The sequence below is a fragment of the Streptomyces sp. NPDC052079 genome, assembly GCF_040680275.1.
In the GTDB taxonomy this organism is placed as follows: domain Bacteria; phylum Actinomycetota; class Actinomycetes; order Streptomycetales; family Streptomycetaceae; genus Streptomyces.
In genome coordinates this window covers 1-23,598 of the sequence record NZ_JBFAWL010000029.1, presented here as the reverse complement: position 1 = coordinate 23,598, position 23,598 = coordinate 1, and the positions used below count along the sequence as shown (strand labels likewise).

Genomic DNA, 23,598 nt, shown 5'->3' with positions numbered 1-23,598 from the left:
TTACTGTGAGGGACTGTAAAGGACGAGTCGGGCCACCGTCTCATCGCGGGCGAAAAATCTGTGCACCCTTCTAATTAGGTAACCCTTACCTTACTATGGCGCCGATCCCGGCCCGGCCGGGAACCACCTGCTGGGGAGGGTGCACGCCTGTGTGCGGTTCCGAAGACGTCCTGGCCTACTGGCAGCGGTTGCTGACACCACGCCCGCTGGAGATCTCGCTCCCCGCCGACCGGCCCCATCCGTCGGAACCCGCCCCCGCCCGCGCCACCCGCACGCTGGCCGGCGTCCCGGACGCCTCCGAATCCGCCCTGCTCACCGCCTTCTTCGTGCTACTGCACCGCTACAGCGGGGCGGCCGACCTCACCGTCGGGTACGACGGTCTGCCGGTGCGGGTGTCCGCCGATCACGGACCGGCCTTCGTGGAACTGGCCCGCCGGGTCGCCCAGGCGTGGGAGGACGCCGAAACCCACCGGGTGCCTGTCGGCCTGCTGATCGACGCGTTGCACCCGCGGCCGACACGCGGCGGAGGGCTGCTCTTCAACACCGCCTTCGCCACGGCGGCCCGGCCCGCCGGAGAACTGCCGGGCCCCGTGGACCTGTTACTGGAGGTGAGCGAGGGCGAGGCGCGCGCGACGTACGACCCGCGGCTGTTCCAGGCGACGACCGTCGAGCGACTCCTCGTCCACTACCGGACCCTGCTCATGGCCGCGCTCACCGAACCAGAAACGCCCGTCGAGAAACTGCAGTTAATGGGCCGGGAGGAGTACCGGCGGGTCGTCCTCGACTGGAACGCCACCGAGCACACGGTCCCCGCGGACACCTGGCCCGCGATGTTCGCCGAGCAGGTACGGCAGCGCCCCGACGCCGTCGCCCTCGTCTTCGAGGACGAGCAACTGACCTACGCCGAGCTGGACCAGCGTGCCAACCGGCTCGCCCATGCCCTGCTCGCGCGCGGCGCGGGCCCCGAGCGGATCGTCGCCCTCGCGCTGCCGCGCGGTGCGGAACTGATCGTCGCCGAGGTCGCCGTCCTCAAGTCGGGCGCCGCCTACCTGCCGACCGACCACGACTACCCCGTGGACCGCATCGCGTACATGCTCGGCGACGCGGCCCCCGTCTGCATGATCACCACCGAGGAGACCGCCCGCGACCTCCCCGGGCGCGAGGGCATGACCGTCCTGACGCTCGACGCGCCCGAGACGGCCGCCGAGCTGGCCGGACGCCCGACGCGCGACCCCGACGCCCCCGTCACCGTCGACAACGCCGCCTACGTCATCTACACCTCCGGCTCCACCGGACGCCCCAAGGGCGTCGTGCTCGCGCACAGCGGAGTCGCGGGGCTCGTCGCGACTCAACGCGAACGTTTCGGCATCGGCCCGCACAGCAGGGTGCTCCAGTTCGCCTCGCCCAGCTTCGACGTCGCCTTCTGGGACCTGTGCCTCGGCCTGCTCTCCGGCGGCCGACTGGTCGTCGTACCCGCCGAATTACGGGTGCCCGCGGCCCCGCTCGCCGACTACGCCCACCGGCACGGCATCACCTTCATGATCCTGCCGCCCGCCCTGCTCGCCGCCCTGCCCGACGACGTCGAACTGCCGCCCACCGCAACCCTGCTGGCCGGCACCGAGCGCGTCTCCCCGGAACTCGTCGGACGCTACGCCCGCGGCCGGATGATGTTCAACGCCTACGGTCCCACCGAGGCCACCACCAACTCCACCCTCGGTCTGTGCGACCCGGACATCCCGGCCGGCTCCCTCGTGCCCATCGGCGTGCCCGACCCGGGGACCCGCGCCTACGTCCTCGACGCCTACCTGCGCCCCGTCCCCGCCGGACTCACCGGTGAGCTCTACCTCGGCGGTGCCGGCCTCGCCCGCGGCTACCTCGGCCGCCCCGGCCTGACCGCCGAACGCTTCGTCGCCGACCCCTTCGGCGCACCCGGCGAACGCCTCTACCGCACCGGCGACCTGGTGCGCTGGAAGGCCGACGGACGGCTGGAGTTCCTCGGCCGCGCCGACGCCCAGATCAAGATCCGCGGCTTCCGCATCGAACCGGGCGAGATCGAGTCCGTGCTGCACGGCCACCCCGCCGTCGACCAGGTCACCGTCGTCGCCCGCGAGGACCGGCCCGGCGACCGGCGGCTCGCCGCCTACGTCGTACCCGCCCTCGACGGCTCGGCCACCCGTGTGGAGGAGTGGAAGGAGGTTCACGAACTCCTCTACAGCGCCGCCGGTTCTGAGAGTCACCAGGAGAACTTCGCTGGCTGGAACAGCATGTACGACGGGCTGCCGATCCCCGTCGAGGAGATGCGGGAGTGGCGGGAGGCCACCGTCCGGAGCATCCGCGAACTCGGCCCGGCTAAGCGCGTACTGGAGATCGGCGTCGGCAGCGGACTGATTCTCTCCCGTATCGCCCCGGACTGCGACGCGTACTGGGGCACCGACCTCTCCTCCGAGGCGATCGCCGCCCTGCGCGCCCAGGTGGACCTCCCCGGCGTCGAACTCCGCGCCCAGCCCGCCCACGACACCACCGGACTGCCCGAGGGCCACTTCGACACCGTCGTCATCAACTCCGTCGCCCAGTACTTCCCGAGCGCCGAGTACCTCACCGAGGTCCTGAGCGCCGCCTCCCGGCTGCTCGCCCCCGGCGGGCGGATCTTCGTCGGTGACGTCCGCAATCTGCGGCTGCTGCGCACCCTGCGTGCGGCCGTGGAGACCCGGCGCGCCACCACCGACGACAAGAGCGCCGTGCGCGCGGCCGTGGAGCAGTCGGTGCGCTGGGAGGGCGAACTGCTCCTGGACCCCGACTACTTCGCCGCCCTCGACGGCTTCGACGCCGAGATCCGCATCAAGCGTGGCGCCCATCACAACGAGCTGACCCGCTACCGGTACGACGTCGTCCTGCGCCCCGGCGCGCAGGCGGCCACCCCCGACGAGCGCGAGGTCCCCTGGGCGGGCGCGGAGCAACTCGACGCGCTGCTCGCCGAGCGGCCCGCACGGTTGCGCGTCACCGGCATCCCCAACGCCCGGCTCGCCGACGACCTCGCCGACCTGCGCGCCCTGGAGGGCAGCAGCCGCGAGGCCGCCCCCGGCGCCGACCCGGAGGACCTGCACGCCCTGGCCGAGCCCCACGGCTACCGGGCCGCGCTCACCTGGAACGGCACCGCCGACGACGGCGCCCTGGACGCGGTCCTCGCCTTCACCGATCCGCACCCCGGCCTGTACCGCCGCGGCAGCAGCACCTACCCGCACGCCAACCGTCCCGCGCCCTTCCGCGACGTCCATGCCCTGATGCGGACCCTGCGCGCACACGCCGCCGAGTGGCTGCCCGAGTACATGGTCCCGTCCGCGCTGGTGCCCCTGCACGCCCTGCCGGTCACCCCGAGCGGCAAGATCGACACCCGCGCCCTGCCCGCCCCCGACTACGGGGCGATGAGCTCCGGACGCGCTCCCGGAACACCGCGCGAGAAGCTGCTCTGCGCCCTGTTCGCCGAGGTGCTCCGACTGGACGCGGTGACCGCGGAGGACGACTTCCTCGCCCTCGGCGGCGACAGCATCACCGCCATCCAACTCCTCATCCGCGGTCGCGAGTCGGGACTGAGGCTGACCACCCGGGACGTGTTCCGGCACCGCACGGCCGAGTCCCTGGCCCGGGCAGCCGTCGAGCGCGTGGAGGAAGACGCCGAGCAGGCACCGCTGTTGCATATCGAGCCCGACGAACTGGCCGAGATCCAGGGCGCGGATCCCCTCGACATCGAGGAACTCCTCCCGCTCACCCCGCTCCAGCAGGGCTTCTTCTTCCACTCGCTGACCAGCGGCAACGGCGGCGACGTCTACGTCGTCCAGCAGGTCCTCGACCTCGCGGGCCCGGTCGACGGCCCCACCCTGCGCCGCGCCGCACAGCGCCTGCTGGACCGGCACGCACCCCTGCGCGCCGCCTTCCGCCGGCGCTCCGACGGCACGCCCGTGCAGATCATCACCCGCCACGCCGAACTGCCCTGGCGGGAGGTCGACCTGTCCACCCGGGACGGCGAGATCCGCGAGACCCTCGCCGAAGCCGTCGCCGCCGACGAGCGGGCGGCCGCCTTCGACCTGGCCGCACCGCCCCTGCTGCGCTGCGCCCTGCTCCGGCTCGGCGAACATCGCAGCCGACTCGTCCTGACCTTCCACCACGCGGTGGCCGACGGCTGGTCCCTGCCCGTCCTGCACCGCGAACTCATGGCTTGCTACGGCACCGACGACCCGGCACTCCCCGAGGTCACCCCCTTCCGCGACTTCCTGCGCCGCCTCGCCGGACAGGACCGCGAGGCCGCCCGCGACGCCTGGCGCACGGCACTCGCCGGACTCGACGGACCCACCCACCTGGTCGACACTCCCGCCGCCGGAACACCGGTACAGCCGGCGCACGCTCGGGTGGAGCTGCAGGAACGCACCACCGCCCGCCTTGTGGACCGCGCCCGCGAGCACGGCGTCACCCTCAGCACCGTCGTCCAGACCGCCTGGGGCCTTCTCCTCGGCAGGCTCACCGGCCGCTACGACGTGCTGTTCGGCACCACCGTCTCCGGCCGCGACAGCGAGGTCGAGGGCATCGCCTCCATGGTCGGCCTGTTCATCAACACCCTCCCGACCCGCCTGCGGTGGTCCCCGGGCGAACCCCTCGGCACCCTGCTGACCCGCCTCCAGGAGGAGCAGGCACGTCTGCTGGACCACCAGCACCTCGGACTCGCCGAGATCCAGCGGCTCACCGGACACGCCGGAGAGGGCGAACTCTTCGACACCCTGGTCGTGTTCGAGAACTACCCCGCCGCGACCGACCTGCGGGACCCCTCGGGAGCCGTGCGCATCACCGGGGACGCCTTCCACGACGCCGTGCACTATCCGCTCGCCCTCGTCGTCACCCCGGGCGAACGGCTCGACCTGCGGCTGAAGCACCACACCGAGCGGCTGGACGGCGACACCGTACGCCTGCTCGGCGACCGACTGGCGCGCCTGCTGGAGGAGTTCGCCACCGACCCGGACCAACGGGCCGCGGCCCTCGACCTGCTCACTCCGGACGAGGCACTGCGCGCCCACCCGGCCGGCGAGGAGCGCCCGGTCCCGGAGACCACCCTCGCCGGGGCCATCGCCGAACAGACCGCCCGCACACCGGACGCCACGGCCGTCGTCTTCGCGGACGAACGGCTGACCTACGCCGAACTCGACGCACGCGCCGAGGCGTTGGCGGTACGACTGCGTGCCCGCGGCGCCGGTCCCGGCCGGTTCGTCGCGGTCGCCGTACCCCGGTCCACCGAACTGATGGTGGCCCTGCTCGGCGTCCTGAAGTCGGGCGCCGCGTACCTCCCGGTCGACCCGGACTATCCGGCGGACCGCATCGCCCACATGCTCGCCGACTCCGGGACGGGCACGGTGATCACGCTCGCCGGGATCGCAGACAGGCTGCAGCTCGCGGCCGCCGCCGTACTCCTCCTCGACAAGGAGGACACCGCCGAGCCCCCGGCCGAACCCGCGCGCCCCGCCCACCCCGACGACCCCGCCTACCTCATCTACACCTCCGGCTCCACCGGCCTGCCCAAGGGCGTGATCGTCACCCACCGCGCCATCGTCAACCGGCTCGCCTGGATGCAGGGCACATACGGGCTGACCGCCGACGACCGCGTCCTGCAGAAGACCCCGTCCAGCTTCGACGTCTCGGTCTGGGAGTTCTTCTGGCCCCTCCTCGAAGGCGCGGCGGTCGTGCTCGCCAAGCCGGACGGCCACCGGGACCCGGCGTACCTCGCCGCCCTGGTGCGCGAGGAGGGCGTCACCACCCTGCACTTCGTGCCCTCGATGCTGGAGGCGTTCCTCCAGTCCGGCGAGGTCATCGACGACCCCTCCTGGGCCGCCTCCCTGCGCCGCGTCTTCAGCAGCGGCGAGGCCCTGCCCACGGCCGCCGCGCACCGCTGGCGCGAGCTGACCGGCGTACCCCTGCACAATCTGTACGGCCCCACCGAGGCCGCCGTCGACGTCACCCACCACCTGGTAGACGGCGCCGACCAAGGCGTCACCGTGCCCATCGGCCGCCCTGTGTGGAACACCGGCCTGCGCGTGCTCGACACCTGTCTGCGCCCAGTGCCCGACGGCGTCCCCGGCGAGCTGTACCTCACCGGCGTCCAGCTCGCCCGCGGGTACCACGCCCGCCCGGCGCTCACCGCCGAACGCTTCACCGCCGACCCCTACGGCCCGCCCGGCACCCGCATGTACCGCACGGGCGACCTGGTCAGGCGCCGCCCCGACGGGGTGATCGAGTACCTCGGTCGCACCGACCGGCAGGTCAAGCTGCGCGGCAACCGCATCGAGCTCGGCGAGATCGAGGCCGCCCTGACCCGCCTGCCCTCGGTCGCGCAGGCCGCGGTGACGGTACGGGACAACGCCCTCGTCGCCTACGTCGTACTGTCCGTCACCTCCGCAGCGGACGACCTGCGCGCCGCGCTGGAAGGAACCCTGCCCGCCCCCATGGTCCCCACCGCCTACGTCGTCCTCGACGCCCTGCCCCTGACCCCCAGCGGCAAGCTCGACCGGAACGTCCTGCCCGCACCGCAGACCGTGCGCACCGAGTCCCGCGCCCCGCGCAACGCCCGCGAGCACCTGCTCACGGAGATCTTCGCCGCCGTGCTGAAGCTGCCGGACGCCGGAGTCGAGGACGACTTCTTCCTGCTCGGCGGCGACAGCATCAGCTCCATCGCCGTGGCAAGCCGCGCCCGCCGGGCGGGGCTGGCGATCGGCCCGCGCCAGATCTTCGAGCACCGCACACCGGCCGCGCTCGCCGAGGCGGCGGCGGTCCTGGAGGACGCCGGCCGCGAACCCGAGTCTTCCGCCTTCGCGCTCACCGACGAGGAGCGGGCGCGCGTCGACACGCTCGCCCCCGGCCGCGTCGAGGACGTCTGGCCGCTCGCCCCGCTCCAGGAGGGCCTGTTCTTCCACTCCACCTACGACGACAGCGCCCTGGACGTCTACACCGTCCACGAGTCCTTCGGCTTCGCCGAGCGCGTCGACGCCGGCCGACTGCGCGCCGCCACCCGAGCCCTGCTCGCTCGCAACCCCGCCCTGCGCGCCGGGTTCACCAGCGAAGGACTGCGCCGGCCGGTGCAGTTCATCGTCCGGGACGCCGACATCCCGCTCAGCGAGGTGGACCTGTGCGGGCTGCCGGCGGCCGAACAGGACCGGCGCATGGCCGCGTTGATGGACGGGGAGCGCGCCCGCCGCTTCGACCTGAGCCGCCCGCCGCTGTTCCGGATGCTGCTGGTCCGGCTCGGCGAGGAGCGCGGCGACCGGCTGATCGTCGGCCGCCATCTGATCCTGTGGGACGGCTGGTCGGCCTGGGTCTTCCTGGACCAGCTGTTCGCGCTGTACGAGAGCGGCGGCGACCCCGCCGGGCTCGCCCGCCCCGGCTCCTACCGCGACTACCTGACCTGGCTGGAACGCCAGGACGACACCGAGGCCCGCCGCGCCTGGCGGGCGGCCCTGGCCGGGTTCGAGGAGCCCACGCTGCTCGCCCCGGCCGTCGACGACCGGGGACTTGAGCCGGTCCTCCCGCGGCAGCTGGACGCCGTCCTTAACCCGGACACCGCCGGACGGTTGCGGGACACCGCCCGGCGGCACGGACTGACCCTCAACACCGTGCTCAACGCCGCCTGGGGCCTGGTGCTCGCCGCCGTCTGCGGGCGCACCGACGTCGCCTTCGGCACGACGGTCGCCGGCCGGCCCAGTGAGGTGCCGGACGTCGAGAACGTGATTGGCATGTTCCTCAACACGGTGCCCGCCCGCATCGCCTTCGACCCGCGCGAACCGGTGCTGGACCTGCTGCGCCGCATCCAGCACGAGCGCCTGGAGGTCATGCCGTACGAGTACCTTGGCCTCGGCGTGCTCCAGGCCGAGGCCGGGCACCGCCGCCTGTTCGACACCCTGTTCGTGCTGCGCAACGCCGACACCGACGACCGGCTCGCCGAGCTCCGCGAGCGGCACGGGGCGACCGCGGTCGCCAACGTGGACGCCACCCACTACCCGGCCAACCTCGTCGTCACCCCCGGCGAGCGCGTCCGCGTCACCCTCGCCTATCGCCCCGACCTGCTCGACGACGCCTCCGCGCAGCGCCTGATCGACCGGTTCGTGCTGCTGGTCGACCGGCTCGTGGCCGACCCGTCCGCCCCCGTGGGCTCGCTGTCCGCGCTGCTGCCCGACGAGGCCGCCGCGCTCGCCCGGGAGGAGACGGCGGGCCGGCAGCCCGTGCCGCATGAGACGGTCGCCGACATGCTGGCCGCCCAGGCCGCCCGCACCCCCGACACCACCGCCCTCGTCTTCGGCGAGCACACGCTCACCTATGCGGAACTCGACGCCCGCTGCGACCGGTTGGCCCGGCTGCTGATCTCCCGCGGCGCCGGACCGGAAAAGGTCGTCGCGCTGGGCCTGCCCCGCTCCCTCGACACCGTGGTGGCGCTGTTCGCGGTGCTGCGCACCGGTGCCGCCTATCTGCCGCTGGAACTGGACCACCCGGCCGAGCGGCTGTCGCTGATGCTCGCCGACGCCCGCCCGCTGCTCCTGCTGTCCACCCGCGCCGTCTCGGCGGCGCTCACCGGCGACACCCCCCGCCTGTTGCTGGACGACCCGCGGACGCGGGCCGAACTCGCCGCCCTGCCCGCCGACCCCGTACGGGTGTCCTTCAGCCTGGACCACCCCGCGTACGTGATCTACACCTCCGGCTCCACCGGCCGCCCCAAGGGCGTGGTCACCCCCTACATCGGCCTGACCAATATGCAGCTCAACCACCAGAAGGAGATCTTCGCCCCGGCCATCGCCTCGGCGGGCGGACGCCGGCTCCGCATCGCACACACGGTGTCCTTCGCCTTCGACATGTCCTGGGAGGAGCTGCTCTGGCTCGTCGAGGGCCATGAAGTGCACATCTGCGACGAGGAGTTGCGCCGGGACGCCACCGCGCTGGTGACGTACTGCGAGGAACACCGCGTCGACGTGGTCAACGTGACCCCGACCTACGCCCATCTCCTCATCGAGGAGGGCCTGCTGGAGGGCCACCGGCCGCCGCTGGTGCTGCTGGGCGGCGAGGCGGTCACCGAGACCGTGTGGAACACCCTCCGGGACACCAAGGGCACCTACGGCTACAACCTGTACGGGCCCACCGAGTACACGATCAACACCCTCGGCGGCGGCACCCACGACAGCGCGACCCCGACCGTCGGCAAGCCCATCCGCGCCACCCGCGCCCGCATCCTCGACCCCTGGCTGCGACCGGTACCGGACGGGGTGGCGGGCGAGCTGTACATCGCCGGTGTGGGGCTGGCCCGCGGCTACCTGCACCGGCCCGGCCCGACCGCCGAGCGCTTCGTCGCCGACCCCTACGGCCGGCCCGGCGAGCGCATGTACCGCACCGGCGACCTCGTGCGGCGCCGCCCGGACGGCAACCTGGACTTCCTCGGCCGCACCGACGACCAGGTCAAGATCCGCGGCCACCGAGTCGAACTCGGCGAGATCGAGACCGCGCTGGCCCAGCACCCCGAGGTCTCCCAGGCCGCCGTCATCGCCCGCGACGACCCCTCAGCGCCCGGCACCAGGCGGCTTGTGGGGTACGTCGTCCCGGCCGAACCCGACGCCGAGGTCCGCCAGAAGGCCGAGGCGGAGCAGATCGGGGAGTGGCAGGAGATCTACTCCGCCGAGTACACCGAGATCGGCACCGCCGTCTTCACCGAGGACTTCACGGGCTGGGACAGCTCCTACGACGGCACGCCCATCCCGCTGGAGCATATGCGGGAGTGGCGTGAGGCGACCGTCGCACGCGTCCGGGAGCTGCGGCCCGCCCGCATCCTGGAGATCGGCGTCGGCTCCGGCCTGCTGCTGTCCCGGCTTGCCCCGGACGCCGAGGAGTACTGGGCGACCGACTTCGCGGCACCCGTGATCCGCAAGCTCGGCGAGGACCTGAAGGCCGACCCGGAACTGGCCCGGAAGGTCCACCTGCGCTGCCAGGCGGCCGAGGTGACGGACGGGCTGCCCCCCGGCCACTTCGACACGATCGTCATCAACTCGGTCATCCAGTACTTCCCGAGCCTGGACCACCTGCGCAAGGTGATCCGGGGCGCGATGGGCCTGCTCGCGCCGGGCGGCGCGCTGTTCCTGGGCGACGTACGGGATCTGCGGCTGGCGCGTGTCTTCCAGACCGGCATCCAGGCCGCCCGAGGGGGCGAGCCGCTGCGGCAGGCCGTGGACCGCGGGCTCGCCCTGGAGAAGGAACTCCTCGTCGACCCCGACTGGTTCACCACCCTCGGCATCGGAGTCGACCTGCGCACCAAGCGCGGACGGCACCACAACGAGCTGACCCGGTACCGCTACGACGTCGTCCTGTACGCCGACACCGCCGACGCCCTCCGGCTGGACGAGGTGCCGGAGACCGAGTGGGGCGCGGACCTCACCGCACTCCTGAGTTCGGCCGCACCCTTCCGCGTCCGGCGCATCCCCGACGCGCGCACGGCTGCCGACCTCGCCGCGATGCGCGCGCTGGACGCCCAGCCCGCGCCCCCGACGGGTGAGGAGCCGGAGGACGTACGGCAGTTGGGGGAGACCCATGGCTTCCGGGTCTTGACGACCTGGTCCGACACCCCGGGCTTCTTCGACGCCGTGTTCGTGCCCGCCGCCGACTCCGGCCGCACCCTCGGCCTGTACCGCCCCCGCGCGGAGCGCGGCCCCGAGCCGTACGCCAACACCCCGACCGCCACCCGCGGCCACGGCGCGCTCGTGCGGCGGATCCGGGAGGAGCTGGCGCAGCGGCTGCCCGGCTATATGGTCCCGGCCGCCTTCGTGGTGCTGCCGCGCCTGCCGATGAACGACAACGGCAAGCTCGATGTGCGAGCCCTGCCGGACGCCGAGCCCGCCGTCGCCCTGTCCGCCGGGCGCGGCCCGTGCACGCCCGTCGAGGAGGTGCTGTGCCGGCTCTTCGCCGAGGTGCTGGGGCTGCCCCGCACCGGCGCGGAGGACAACTTCTTCGACCTGGGCGGGCATTCGCTGCTCGCCACCCGGCTGATCAGCCGGGCCCGCACCGAACTCGGCGCCGAGCTCGCTGTCCGCGACCTGTTCGAAACCCCGACGCCCGGGCAACTGGCCCTGCGCGCAGAGGCGGGACGGCGGCCCGCCCGGCCGGTACTGGAGCCCGCCGCCGAACGGCCCGAGCGCATTCCGCTGTCGGCCGCCCAGCGGCGGCTCTGGCTGGTCGAGCGGCTCACCGGCGGCGTCGCCTACAACTTCCCGCTCGTCTTCCGGCTCCGCGGCGAGCTGGACCTCGACGCCTTGCGCGCAGCCCTGTGCCACGTGACGAACCGTCACGAGACCCTGCGCACCAGGTTCCTGGTGTCGGACGGTGAGCCGTACCAGTGGATCGCGGAACCCGGGACGGTGGAGCCCGAGTTCACCGTCGCGGACTGTACCGAGGACGAACTCGCCGACCGGGTTACCGCCGCCCAGCGCCGCCCCTTCGACCTGAGCGCCGAACTCCCCGTCCGCTGCCAGGCGTTGCGCCTCGGACCCACCGACCACGTGGTGACGCTGATGCTGCACCACATCACCACGGACGAATGGTCCGACCGGCCCTTCCTCACCGACCTGACCACCGCCTACCTGGCCCGCCGCGAAGGCCGCGCCCCCGACTGGGCACCGCTGCCGATCCAGTACGCCGACTACACCCTCTGGCAGGACCGCCTGCTCGGTCAGGTCGGCGCCGGACAGCTCGCCCACTGGACCGAGACCCTGCGCGACCTGCCCGACGAGCTGGCCCTGCCCCTGGACCGGCCCCGCCCGGAGACGCCCACCGGACGCGGCGGCACAGTCCGCCTGGAGCTGGACCCCGACACCGGACGGGCCCTGCGCGACCTGTCCCGGGCCACCGGCACCAGCATGTTCATGCTGTTCCAGGCGGCCACCGCGGCCCTGCTGCACCGGCTCGGCGCGGGGGAGGACATCCCGCTCGGCGCACCCGTCGCGGGCCGCACCGACGAGGCGCTGAACGATCTGGTCGGCTTCTTCGTCAACACCCTCGTCCTGCGCACCGACCTCTCCGGACCCGGGCTGTCCTTCCGTGGGCTGCTCGCCCGCGTCCGGGAGTCCTCCCTGGCCGCCTTCGAGCACCAGGACCTGCCGTTCGACCACGTCGTGGAGGCCCTCAACCCGCCCCGGGTGACCGGCCGCAACCCCCTCTTCCAGGTCATGCTGGGCTATCACCACCGGCCCGACGGCGACCCGGACGTCCTCGGCCTGCCCACCGAGTGGTTCGACATGGACACCGGCATGGCCAAGTTCGACCTCCACTTCACCTTCGTCGACGAGACCGGGCCCGGCCGTCTGGTGCTGCTCCTGGAACACGCCCTCGACCTGTGCGACACCACGACCGCCCAGCGGCTCGCCTCCCGGCTGGTGCGGCTGCTGGAACAGGTGGCGACCGACCCCGACCGGCCCGTACGCGACCTGCGGCTTCTGGACACCGACGAACACGACCTGGTCGTCGAGCGCTGGAACGACACCGCGCACGAGGTCACCCCGACCACCCTGCCGGAACTGTTCCGGGCCCAGGCCGCCCGCATGCCGGACGCCCTGGCCCTCGTCGTCGGCGAACAAAGGCTCAGCTACGCCGAGTTGGACAGCCGGGTCGAGCACACCGCACGCGTCCTGGCCGGACTCGGCGTCGGACCCGGGAGCACGGTCGCGGTGACGCTGCCCCGGTCGGCGGAGCTGATCGTGGCCCTCCTCGCGGTGCACCGGGCGGGCGCCGCGTACCTCCCGCTGGAGCCCGGCCTGCCGCCGGAGCGGCTCGCGTTCACCCTGGACGACGCGCGTCCGGCGTACGTCATCCGCGACGCGCTCCCCGAGGGACCCGAGGGCGAACTCCCCACCGCATACCACCCGTTGAGCCCGGCCTACGTCATCTACACCTCCGGCTCGACGGGCCGCCCCAAGGGCGTCGTCGTCCCGCAGACGGGCATCGCCAACCGGCTGCTGTGGATGCAGGACAGCTACCGGCTCACCGCCGACGACCGGGTACTGCAGAAGACCCCCGCCGGGTTTGACGTCTCCGTGTGGGAGTTCTTCTGGCCGCTGATCACCGGGGCCACTCTGGTCGTCGCCCGGCCCGACGGCCACCGCGATCCGGCCTATCTGGCCGCCCTGATCCGGGAACAGGGCGTCACGACCGCGCACTTCGTGCCCTCCATGCTCCAGATGTTCCTGGAGGAACCCACCGCCGCGCGGTGCACCGGCCTGCGCCAGGTGATGTGCAGCGGCGAGGCGCTGCCGCCCGCCGTCGCCGAACGCTTCCACCGGCTGCTGCCCGCGAGGCTGCACAACCTCTACGGGCCCACGGAGGCATCCGTCGACGTCACCGCCGTCGAGGTGCCCGCTGGAGCCGGGCAAATCCTGATCGGCCGCCCGGTGTGGAACACCCGCGCCTACGTACTGGACGCCGCCCTGCGCCCGGTCCCGCCCGGCGTCGCGGGGGAGCTCTACCTGGCGGGCATCCAGTTGGCCCGCGGCTACCTCGAGCGCCCCGGCCTGACCTCCGAGCGGTTCGTCGCCGACCCCTACGGCGCTCCCGGCACCCGTATGTACCGCACCGGTGACCTGGCCCGCTGGACGGCCGACGGCACGCTCGACTTCCTGGGCCGCACCGACGACCAGGTCAAGATCCGCGGCATGCGGGTCGAACCCGGCGAGGTGGAAGCCGTACTCGTCCGGCACCCGTCCGTCTACCACGCCGTCGTCGTCGCGCATGATCAGCGGCTGGTGGCCTACCTGGTGCCGGCCGAGGGGAGCACCGCCAACGCCGACGACCTGCGCCGCCACAGCGCCGCCGAACTGCCCGAGCACATGGTCCCGGCCGCCTTCGTCATCCTCGACGCCCTCCCGCTGACGGCCAACGGCAAGCTGGACCGCCGCGCCCTGCCCGCCTCCGACTTCGCCGCGCAGGCGGGCGGGGGGCGGCCCCGCACGCCCCGCGAAGAGATCCTCTGCGCCCTCTTCGCCGACACCCTCGGCCTGCCCGCCGTCGGCGTCGACGACGACTTCTTCGCCCTGGGCGGCCACTCCTTGCTTGCCATGCGTCTGACCGCGCGGATCCGCGCCGCCCTCGGCGTCGAGGTGTCCCTGCGCACGGTCTTCGACACGCGGACGGTGACCGGGCTCGCCACGGCACTCGCGGCCGGCGGCACCGCGGCGGCAGCCGCCCGCCCCGCCCTCCCGGCCGCCGAGCGCCCCGAGCGGCTGCCGCTGTCCTCGGCCCAGCAGCGCCTGTGGGTGCTCTACCAGGTCGAGGGCCCCAGCGCGACGTACAACATCCCCTCGGCCTGGCGGTTGACCGGCGCGCTGGACGTCGAGGCGCTGCGGGCGGCCGTGAACGATCTCGTCGTACGGCACGAGACGCTGCGCACGGTCTTCCCCGACGAGGACGGCCGGGCCCACCAGCTGATCCTCGGCCCGGACCAGGTGCGCATCCCCTTCGAGGTGGAGGACACCGGCGAGGAGCGGCTCGCCGAGCGGCTGGCGGAGGCCGGCGCGTACGGCTTCGAGCTGGACCGCGAACCCCCGCTGCGGGTCCATCTGTTCCGCACGGGGGAACAGGACTGGACGTTGCTGGTCCTGCTGCACCACATCGCCGGCGACGAGTGGTCGGACGCGCCCCTCAACCGTGACCTCGCCCTCGCCTACGCCTGCCGCACACAGGGGCGGGAGCCGGACTGGGCGCCGCTGCCCCTCCAGTACGCCGACTACACGCTGTGGCAGCAGCAGCTGCTCGACCAGGTCAGTGAGCTCCAGGCCGCCTACTGGCGGCAGACGCTGGCCGGTCTCCCCGAGGAGCTGGCGCTGCCCTACGACCGGCCCCGGCCGCTGGAGGCGAGCCACCGGGGCGGCTCGGCCGACCTGTCCCTCGACGCCGAACTGGCGGCGGACCTGCACCGGTTGGCGCGCGATCACGGGGTGAGCGTGTTCATGGTGCTCCAGGCCGCCGTGGCGACCCTGCTCACCCGGCTGGGTGCCGGATACGACATCCCCATCGGCAGCCCGATCTCCGGGCGTACGGACGCGGCCCTGGAGGACCTGGTCGGCTTCTTCCTCAACACCCTGGTGTTGCGCACCGACACCTCCGGCGACCCCACCTTCCGGGAGTTGCTGGCCCGGGTGCGGGAGACGGACCTTGCGGCCTTCGACCACCAGGACCTGCCGTTCGAACGGCTGGTGGAGGTGCTCAACCCGGCCCGGTCGCTCGCCCGGCACCCGCTGTTCCAGGTGATGGTCGTCTACCTCGCGGCCGGTGACGAGCGCGCGGGCCTGCCCGGACTGGAGGCCCGCCGGGGCGAAGTCACGCAGACCACGGCCAAGTTCGACCTGTCCTTCGACTTCGTGGAGCGCGCCGACGGCACGGGGGTCGACGGGGTCCTGGAGTACAGCGCGGACCTGTTCGACCACGCCACCGCACAGTCCTTCGCCGACCGGCTGCGCCGCGTCCTGCGCGCCGTGGCCGCCGACCCGGACCTCACCGTGGGCCGCGTGGACATCCTCGCCCCGGACGAGCGGCAGCGCCTGACGGACGGCTGGCACAGCCGCCCCGCCCTCGCGGCGCCGACGACCGTGCCCGCCCTCTTCGAGGCATGCGTCCGCCAGTTCCCCGGGCTTCCCGCGGTGACCTCCGACGGCATCGAGCTGACCTTCGCCGAACTCGGCGCGGAGGCCAACCGACTGGCCCGGTCGCTGCGCGAACTCGGTGCCGGACCCGAGCGGTTGGTCGCCCTGGCGCTGCCCCGCACCGCCCGGTTCCTGGTGGCCGTGCTCGCGGTGCACAAGGCGGGTGCGGCCTACCTGCCGCTCGACCCGGACGCGCCGCCGGACCGCACCGCCGACGTGCTCGACGACGCGCGTCCCGTGGTGACGCTCACCACCGGCGAGTTCACGGACGTCCTGCCCCCGGACGCGGAACGGCTGGTCCTGGACGAGCCCGCGACGGCCGAGCGGATCGCCGCCCAGGCGCCGTCCGGCCTCGATGACACCTCCGTTCCGTTACCCCGCCACCCGGCCTACGTCATCTACACCTCCGGCTCCACCGGCCGCCCCAAGGGCGTCGTCATCACCCACGAAACCGTCGGCAACCTCTTCCACAGCCACCGCGAGACGCTGTACCGGCCCGCGATCCAGGCCACCGGGCGGCGGAACCTGCGCGCCGGGCACGCCTGGTCGTTCTTCTTCGACGCCTCCTGGCAGCCCCAGCTCTGGCTGCTGGACGGGCACTGCGTGCACATCGTGTCCGAGGAGGTCAGGCGCGACCCCGAACTCCTCGCCGCGGCCGTGCGCCGGCACCGCTTCGACTTCCTGGAGGTCACCCCCTCCCTGTTTGCCCAACTGGCGGAGAACGGCCTGCTGGAGGGCGACGACTGCCCCCTCGCCGTCGTCGGCGTCGGCGGCGAGGCGGTACCGGTCGCCCAGTGGCGGCACCTGGCCGGGTTGCGCGCCACCGAGGCGTTCAACCTCTACGGACCGACCGAGTCCACGGTCGACGCCCTGGTCGCCAGGGTCGGTGACAGCGACCGTCCGCTGGTGGGCCGGCCGGTGGCCGGGACCCGGGCCCACGTCCTGGACGAGCGGCTGCGACCGGTTCCGCCCGGTGTGACGGGCGAGCTGTACCTCGCGGGCGGCGGACTCGCCCGCGGCTACCTCGGCGCCCCCGCCCTGACCGCCGAGCGGTTCGTGGCCGACCCCTTCGGTGCGCCCGGTTCCCGGCTGTACCGCACGGGTGACCTGGCCCGCTGGACGGCCGACGGCCGGATCGACTTCCTCGGCCGGGCCGACGACCAGGTCAAGATCCGCGGCTTCCGCATCGAACCCGCCGAGATCGAGTCCGCGCTCACGGCCCATCCCGCCGTCGCGCAGGCTTTGGTGACGGTCAGTCAGGGGGGCGCGCGCAAGGTGCTGGTGGCCTACGTGGTCGCCCAGGGCGCCGACCCCGCCGCACTGCGCGCCCATGTCGCCGCCCGACTCCCCGACCACATGGTCCCGGCCGCCGTCGTACCGCTCGACCGGTTCCCGCAGCTGGCCAACGGCAAGCTGGACCGGGCCGCCCTGCCCGCCCCCGACTTCTCCGCACTGTCCTCCGGACGCGCCCCCGCCACCCCGACGGAAGAGACGCTCTGCGCGGTCATCGCCGAGGTGCTCGGGCTCCAACGGGTCGGCGTGGACGACGACTTCTTCGCCCTCGGCGGCGACAGCATCGTGGCCATGCAGCTCGTCGGCCGGGCGCGTGCGGCGGGCGTACGCATCACCCCGCGGCTGGTCTTCCGGCACCGCACGGCCGCCGCGCTGAGCGCCGTCGCCGAGCCGCCCGGGATCACCGGGATCCGCCGCGAGGACGACGGCACCGGGACCGTGCCGCTCACCCCCGTGATGCACTGGCTGCGTGAACTGGGCGGCCCCATTTCGACCTACCACCAGGCCGCGCTCGTCCGCACGCCCGCCGCCCTGGACCTGCCCGGCCTGACCGCCGTGCTCCAGGCCCTGGCCGACCGGCACGACCTGCTGCGGGCCACCCTGGTGCGGCCCTCGCGCGACGACACCGACGACTGGTCGCTGCACGTCCCGCCCGTCGGCACGGTCGACGCCGCCCGGTGGATCGATCGGGCGGACGTGACCGGGCTCGACGCCGAGGCGCTGGGCGAGGCCGTACGCGAGCACGCGCACGCGGCGCGGGCGCTGCTGGATCCGGACGCCGGCACCATGGTGCGGGCCGTGTGGTTCGACGCGGGCGACGCTCCTGGACGGCTGCTGCTGATGGCTCACCACCTGGTGGTCGACGGGGTGTCCTGGAGGGTGCTGCTGCCGGACCTGGCGGCGGCCTGGCAGGACGTCTCCGCCGGGCGCGCGGCACGGCTCGGCCCCGTCGAGACGTCGTTCGCCCGCTGGTCACGGCTGCTGTCCGAACTGGCCGAGGCCCCCGAGCGGGAGGCGGAGCTGCCCGTGTGGACGGCCATCCTCGACGGCGGCGGCGAACCCTTCCCGCTCGCCCGCCCGTTGGACCCCGACCGCGACACCACCGCGACCCGGCGGGAGGTGATCATGCGGTTGCCCGCCGAGCTCACCGGGCCGCTGCTGTCGACGGTGCCCGCCGCGTTCGGCGCCGGCGTCAACGACGTACTGCTCGCCGGCCTCGCGCTGGCCTTCGCCGACTGGCGCAGGCGCGCCGGCGGGTCCGGCACCTCCGTCCTGGTCGACCTGGAGGGTCACGGCCGCGAGGCCGAACTGGCCGGAGACGACGTCGACCTCTCCCGGACGGTGGGCTGGTTCACCAGCGTCTTCCCGGTGCGGCTCGACGCGGGCCCGGCCGACCCCGCCGACGCCTTCGCCGGCGGCCCGGCCGCCGAGGACGCCGTACGCCGGGTGCGTGAGCATCTGGCGGCGCTGCCCGCGAACGGCGTCGGCTACGGCCTGCTGCGGTACCTCAACCCCCGGACCCGTGAGGTGCTGGCGGCCCGCGAACCGGCCGGCGTGGAGTTCAACTACCTGGGTCGGTTCGGCATCCCGGAGGAGACCGACTGGTCGTACGCGCCCGAGGAGGACGCGGCCGACATCGGTCCCGAGGCCGCGATGCGGGAGGGCCATGCGCTGAGCATCAACGTCGTGACCGAGGACCGGGAGGACGGGCCGGTGCTGGCCGCCCACTGGTCCCATCTGGAGGGGCTGCTGCCGCGCGAGACGGTCGAGGACCTCGCCGGGACCTGGTTCCGGGCGCTGGAGGGGCTGGTCGTGCGGGCCGAGAGGAACCGTCGGCCGTAGGGCCGTGAGGAGAGGAAGCAGATGAGCAATCCGTTCGAGGACGCCACGGGGGTCTACCTGGTGCTCGTCAACGACGAGAACCAGCACAGCCTGTGGCCGGAGTTCGCCGACGTGCCGGACGGCTGGCGGACCGTCCACGGGCCCGCCGACCGGCAGGACTGCCTGGAGTACGTCGAGACCCACTGGACCGACATGCGGCCGCGGAGCCTGGCCGAGGCGATGGACGGCTGACACGGCACACACGGAAAGAATGGGGGCGGCCGCTGGGGCCGCCCCCTTTCACTGTCCCTCTCCGGCGTCAGGAGGCGGGCTGCTCCACCTTCGTGTCCGGCTTGCCGTCGACGGCCGCCGCCAGCTGCGGGGCCAGCCGCTCGACGACGTACGGCAGGCTGAGGGCGGAGACGAACGACGTGGCGTTGCCGTAGTCGCTGCTCTCGTCGACGAAGACCTCGCGGCCCTCCTTCACCACGTTCAGATCCTTGTACGAGGCGTCCTTGTGCAGCTTGTCGGCGTCCTTGGCGACGTCGCCGGCGATCCAGACGACGGCGTCCTGGTCGAGCAGATCGGTGCGCTCCTTGCTGATGTTCGCGCCGAACTTGTCCCCGGTCGCCTTGTCCAGGTCCTTGGGCAGGGAGAAGCCGAGGTCGGTCAGGATCCGGGAGCGCGCGTCCTGGCTGCCGAAGACGAACATGCCCTCGTACGGGGTGGCCATCACCGCGCCGGCACCCTTGAACTCGGGGTGCTCGTCGGCCGCGGCCTTGATCGTGGCCTCGGTGTCCTCGACGACCTTCGTGGCCTCGTCCGGCTTTCCGAGTGCCTGGCCGACCTTCCTCGTCAGCTCCTGCCACGGGATGCCGTAGTCGTTGTACTCCTTCGGCTGGGCGACCACGGGCGCGAACTTCGACAGCGACTCGTACTGCTCCTTGGTCAGGCCCCCGTAGAGCGCGAGGATCAGGTCCGGCTTGAGTGCCGCGATCTTCTCCACCTGAGGGCCGGTGCCGGTGTCCTTCAGGACGGTCGGTGCCTCGGCACCGCCCAGCTCGTCCTCGGCCCAGGGGCCGATCGCACCCTTGTAACCGCCCAGCCATTCGGTGGTGCCGACCGGCACCTTGCCGAGCGCCAGGACCGCGTCCTGGTCGGTGAGACCGACGGTGACGATCCGCTGCGGTTCGGCCTTGATGGTCGTACTGCCGTACTTGTGCGCGATCGTGACGGGGAAGGCGGACTCCCCGGAGGCGCCCGCCTTCGCACCGCTGTCGGTGGAGTCGGATCCGGAGTCGTCCCCGCCGCAGGCCGTGGCGGCGGTCAGGAGCAGGAGGGTCGAGGCGAGCGCGGCGGCGAGCCGTGACGCTGTGCGGGAGCGGAACATCGGTCGTCCTTCGGTTCGGTTCCTGTGGTGCGGGGCGGTGCGGGGGGTTCGGACTGCGTGGGGCAGGGGAGTGCGTGGGGCTTTCAGGATCCGGTGGCACGGGCGCACGCCCCTGCGCCAACTCCGCGTTGACCCAGGAGAATTCGGAGAGGGCCCCATGAGGAACAGGGCGAGCGCGACGCAGGAGACCAGCTCGCCGAGCCGATGTCGCCGCGTGCGGCGAGCCGGCCGCCGACCAGGGCGACCAGGGCGAGGAACGCTCCGGTGAGGATGGTCACGACGCCGCTCTGCCAGGCTTCGGCACGTGCAGCGCGCAGGGTGGCGGTGAGCGAGTCCTGGCTGATGCGCCGGTAGCGGGAGACCGCCGCCGGTTCGGCGCCGATGCCCTTGAGCACACGCAGTCCGGCCACCAGATCGGCGGCCACGCCCGACGCGTGCGCCGCGCGTTCCTGCTCGGTCTCGCTGCGGCGCTCAAGGGGTTTGCTCAGCAGGTGCACCAGCCACAGCAGCAGGGGCGTGCCCAGGAGCACGAGGAGACCGAGGGGGAAGGAGATGCGCAGCAGCACGACCGCACCGACCGCCAGGCCGGTCGCGGCCCCGATTCCGACGACGAGTGCCATCGTGACGGCGCCGACCCTTCTGGCGTCCTCCGTCGCGGTGTTCGCCAGTTCCCCGGGTAACCGGCCCTCGTCGGTGCCGCCTTCGGGGGCGAGGACACGGGCGGTCAGCTCCGTCCTCAGGCGGTGCGCGGCCGTCAGGGACGCGCGCTCACCGGCGCGGGCGCCGAAGCGGAAACTTGAGGAGAGTCCGACGTAGACGACGGCCAGGACGCCGAGCCACAGCAGCAGTCCGCTGACGTCGCCGTCCACGACGCCGCGGTCGATGGCGAGTCCGATGACGACGGGCACGAGGGCTTCGCCCGTCTGGTGCCCCATGCCCAGCACCGCGCCGACGACGACATCACGGCGCTGACCGCCCACCGCGCGCCACAGGACGTTCCGTCCCGGCAGGTCCGCATTTCTCACGCATCCTCCGGACCGGATTCACAGCGCCCAGAAACCCTCCGCAAACTTAGGTAAGGCTAACTAAAACTGCCCTCCGCTGCCACCCCCTCACGGCCGCCGGCGACGGTCAGTTCTCCGCGGCGTTCGCCGGCTGCCACCAGCCCGCCAGCTCGTCGATGATCGGCAGCACGGAATGCCCGCGCGGCGTGAGCCGGTAGCGGACCCGCGGCGCGGAGCCGCCGAGGTTGTGCACCGTGTGGTCCGGGTAGAAGGGGCGTGGGCATGATCTGCCAGGGCCGACCCATGCGCGGCATACGGGCGATGACGTGGATATGGCCGAGGCCGTTGGCCTCCACATCGAAATCCACGTCGAACCTGCCCAGCAGGGGCGTCATGCGATGGACTATGGTGCCGGGAACGGGCAGACCGCCCTCGGCGAGAACATCTCCGTCACCTGGGCCGCGCCCAAGGGCACCCACGAGCCCGGCGGCGCTAGGGGAGGCGTTTCCGTGGAAGCCCCGCCGGCAGGCCCCCGCACCGGCGAATACGCCCTGGTCGTACTGAACTTGACGCTGCCCGGGCTCCGGCGGGTCCACCCGTTTGACAGCACGCCGTGCCCGCGGGCGCGGGCACCCCTAGCATGTCGACTGTGCGACCCATTCTCCCGAAGCTCGAGGGCGGTCGGCTGCAGGGCGTCCTGCAGCTCATCGAGGACGGCATCCACCTCCTTGTCGCGGCGCTCCTCGTACTGCTCGCGGGGCTCCTGACCGTCACGGTCGTCCAGGACGTCGTCAGGTCGATCCAGGGGCCCTACCGCGAGGAGGTGGTCGTTCTCTCCGCCCTGGACAACGGCCTGGTGCTGTTCATCGTGGCCGAGTTGCTCCACACCGTCCGCCTCACCATCAGGAACCGGACCCTCGACGCCGAGCCGTTCCTCGTCGTCGGCCTGATTGCCGGCATCCGCAAGGTGCTCATCGTGACGGCCGAGGCGGAAAGGTCCTTCCGGTGGGACGTCGAGGGGCTGGAACTGCTCATCCTGTCGGCGCTGATCCTCGTGATGGCGACAGCGATGTACGTGTGGCGGCACTCGACACCGCGGGAAGACCGCTTGCCGCTCCAGGAGGCGCGGCGCTTTCCGTCGCCGTAGCCGTCAGGCAGCCCCGGACTCCGCGGGGAAGAAAGTGACCAAGGTTGCGGTGCCCTCCTGGTCCACCACTCGGACTGCTGCCTCAGTGACATCCGGCGTAGAGAGTTCGACACTTTGGGGGTGCGGGACCATATGGCGGAGGACGACCGGGTAACGCGGTGACTCACCCCCGACGGCGACGACCACCACGTCGTCCTTCGGGTCATAGGTGAGGTAGGAGAACGGCAGCTGCTCCGCTTCGTGCTGGTCTCCGAGCGAGGGATCCACCACTTCAATGGTGACCAGGTCACCGCTGTGTGCATCGGTGACCTCGTCGAGCAGGGACTGCCATTCCGCGCGGTCGGACATTGGGGTGTCGGCCATGGTGTGTTCCTTCCTCCGTGCCCCTTGGACAGCTTCTGTCGTAATCGTCCCCGATGTCTTCCCACGCGGCCACCGTCCAGGAGGGCCTGCGGGTCCTGCTCCGCGAGGAGGGTGCACTTTTCCCGGTGCTGTCACGGGTTCCCGGCCCGCTTGCCGTCCAGCAGTCCGTGCAGGTGTGCGGCGGCGTTCTCGATGTCCGTGTATTTCTGCCGTGCGGCGCGTACCTCGGCAGAAAGCACACCGCAGCGGTGGACGCGCTCGAAATCGCCATAGGGGAACTTGTAGCGGCCCTTGGTCTTCTCTCCCATCTCGTCGTCGATGGCCAGGTACCACCTGGCGTACTCGTTGAACCCGTGCTCCTCGAGGTAGGCATTCTCTTCCGCTGCCGAAGGCTGGTGCTCACTCCACTCGTCCCGGTCGTCCAGGACGATCTTGCCCTCTTCGGTCAGTTTCTTCGCGTGGTTGAACGCCTTCGCGTTCAGTTTCACCGTCATGCCGTTTACCGCCTTACCGCCCCATCGACAAGTTCAGGTCGCCGGCCTCAGGACTACGAGCTCAACGAACGCGGACATATCTCTTCGACCATATGCGCGAAACCCGCGATCGCGCCCGCTGGGCAGACGGCCGGTTCCCAGCGCGGTGCGCGAGTACGCCGACTTTGCGGCAACCGCGCGACCCGACCTGCCGCGGCCGTCCCGCCGCCCGGCGTGAGCGGTCGCGTGGGGCAAGAATGACCCCATGCACACTGTGATCGCGGGTGGACACGGAAAGATCGCGCGCCGGCTGACCCGGCTGCTCTCGGCGCGCGGCGACAACGTCACAGGGCTGATCCGCAACCCGGACCACGCAGACGACCTGCGCGCGGACGGTGCGGAACCGGTGGTGTGC

Annotated in this window: 8 protein-coding genes and 1 pseudogene; 4 read left to right on the top strand and 5 right to left on the bottom strand. The window is 72.5% G+C overall.

The window, feature by feature from the left end:
• Positions 1-149 precede the first annotated feature (149 nt).
• The gene (locus AB0L56_RS28540; RefSeq protein ID WP_365428206.1) at positions 150-18,827 is read left to right on the top strand and encodes an amino acid adenylation domain-containing protein; all 18,678 of its coding nucleotides are present in this window, start codon (positions 150-152) and stop codon (positions 18,825-18,827) included.
• Positions 18,828-18,848: 21 nt separating this feature from the next.
• Positions 18,849-19,058, top strand: a complete 210-nt coding sequence (locus AB0L56_RS28535; protein WP_361028219.1) for an MbtH family protein — start codon at positions 18,849-18,851, stop codon at positions 19,056-19,058.
• Positions 19,059-19,125: 67 nt separating this feature from the next.
• Here AB0L56_RS28535 and AB0L56_RS28530 read toward each other — a convergent pair whose 3' ends face one another.
• The 3 genes and pseudogenes from AB0L56_RS28530 to AB0L56_RS28520 form a co-directional block, all read right to left on the bottom strand.
• Entirely contained in the window at positions 19,126-20,196 is a 1,071-nt protein-coding gene (locus AB0L56_RS28530; protein WP_365428202.1) for an iron-siderophore ABC transporter substrate-binding protein, read from the bottom strand.
• Positions 20,197-20,299: 103 nt separating this feature from the next.
• Positions 20,300-21,221, bottom strand: a pseudogene (locus AB0L56_RS28525) (ABC transporter ATP-binding protein); the annotation flags it as partial.
• Between the two features lie 106 nt (positions 21,222-21,327).
• On the bottom strand, positions 21,328-21,453 hold the full coding sequence (locus AB0L56_RS28520) for a winged helix-turn-helix transcriptional regulator (protein WP_361028222.1): 126 nt from the start codon (positions 21,451-21,453) through the stop codon (positions 21,328-21,330).
• Between the two features lie 387 nt (positions 21,454-21,840).
• Between AB0L56_RS28520 and AB0L56_RS28515 the strand changes: the two genes are divergently transcribed.
• Positions 21,841-22,347 carry a phosphate-starvation-inducible PsiE family protein gene (locus tag AB0L56_RS28515; RefSeq protein WP_365428199.1) on the top strand — a complete coding sequence of 169 codons (507 nt, stop codon included), beginning with the start codon at positions 21,841-21,843 and terminating at the stop codon, positions 22,345-22,347.
• A 3-nt stretch (positions 22,348-22,350) separates the two neighbouring features.
• On the opposite strand, the gene AB0L56_RS28510 is transcribed toward AB0L56_RS28515, so the two are convergent.
• Positions 22,351-22,710: a DUF5335 family protein gene (locus AB0L56_RS28510; protein ID WP_365428196.1), complete on the bottom strand. Its 360-nt coding sequence runs from the start codon at positions 22,708-22,710 to the stop codon at positions 22,351-22,353.
• Between the two features lie 131 nt (positions 22,711-22,841).
• Positions 22,842-23,204: a hypothetical protein gene (locus AB0L56_RS28505; protein WP_365428193.1), complete on the bottom strand. Its 363-nt coding sequence runs from the start codon at positions 23,202-23,204 to the stop codon at positions 22,842-22,844.
• 244 nt (positions 23,205-23,448) lie between these two features.
• Here AB0L56_RS28505 and AB0L56_RS28500 point away from each other — a divergent pair.
• On the top strand, positions 23,449-23,598 hold a 150-nt coding region (locus AB0L56_RS28500), incomplete at its 3' end, for an NAD(P)H-binding protein (protein WP_365428318.1).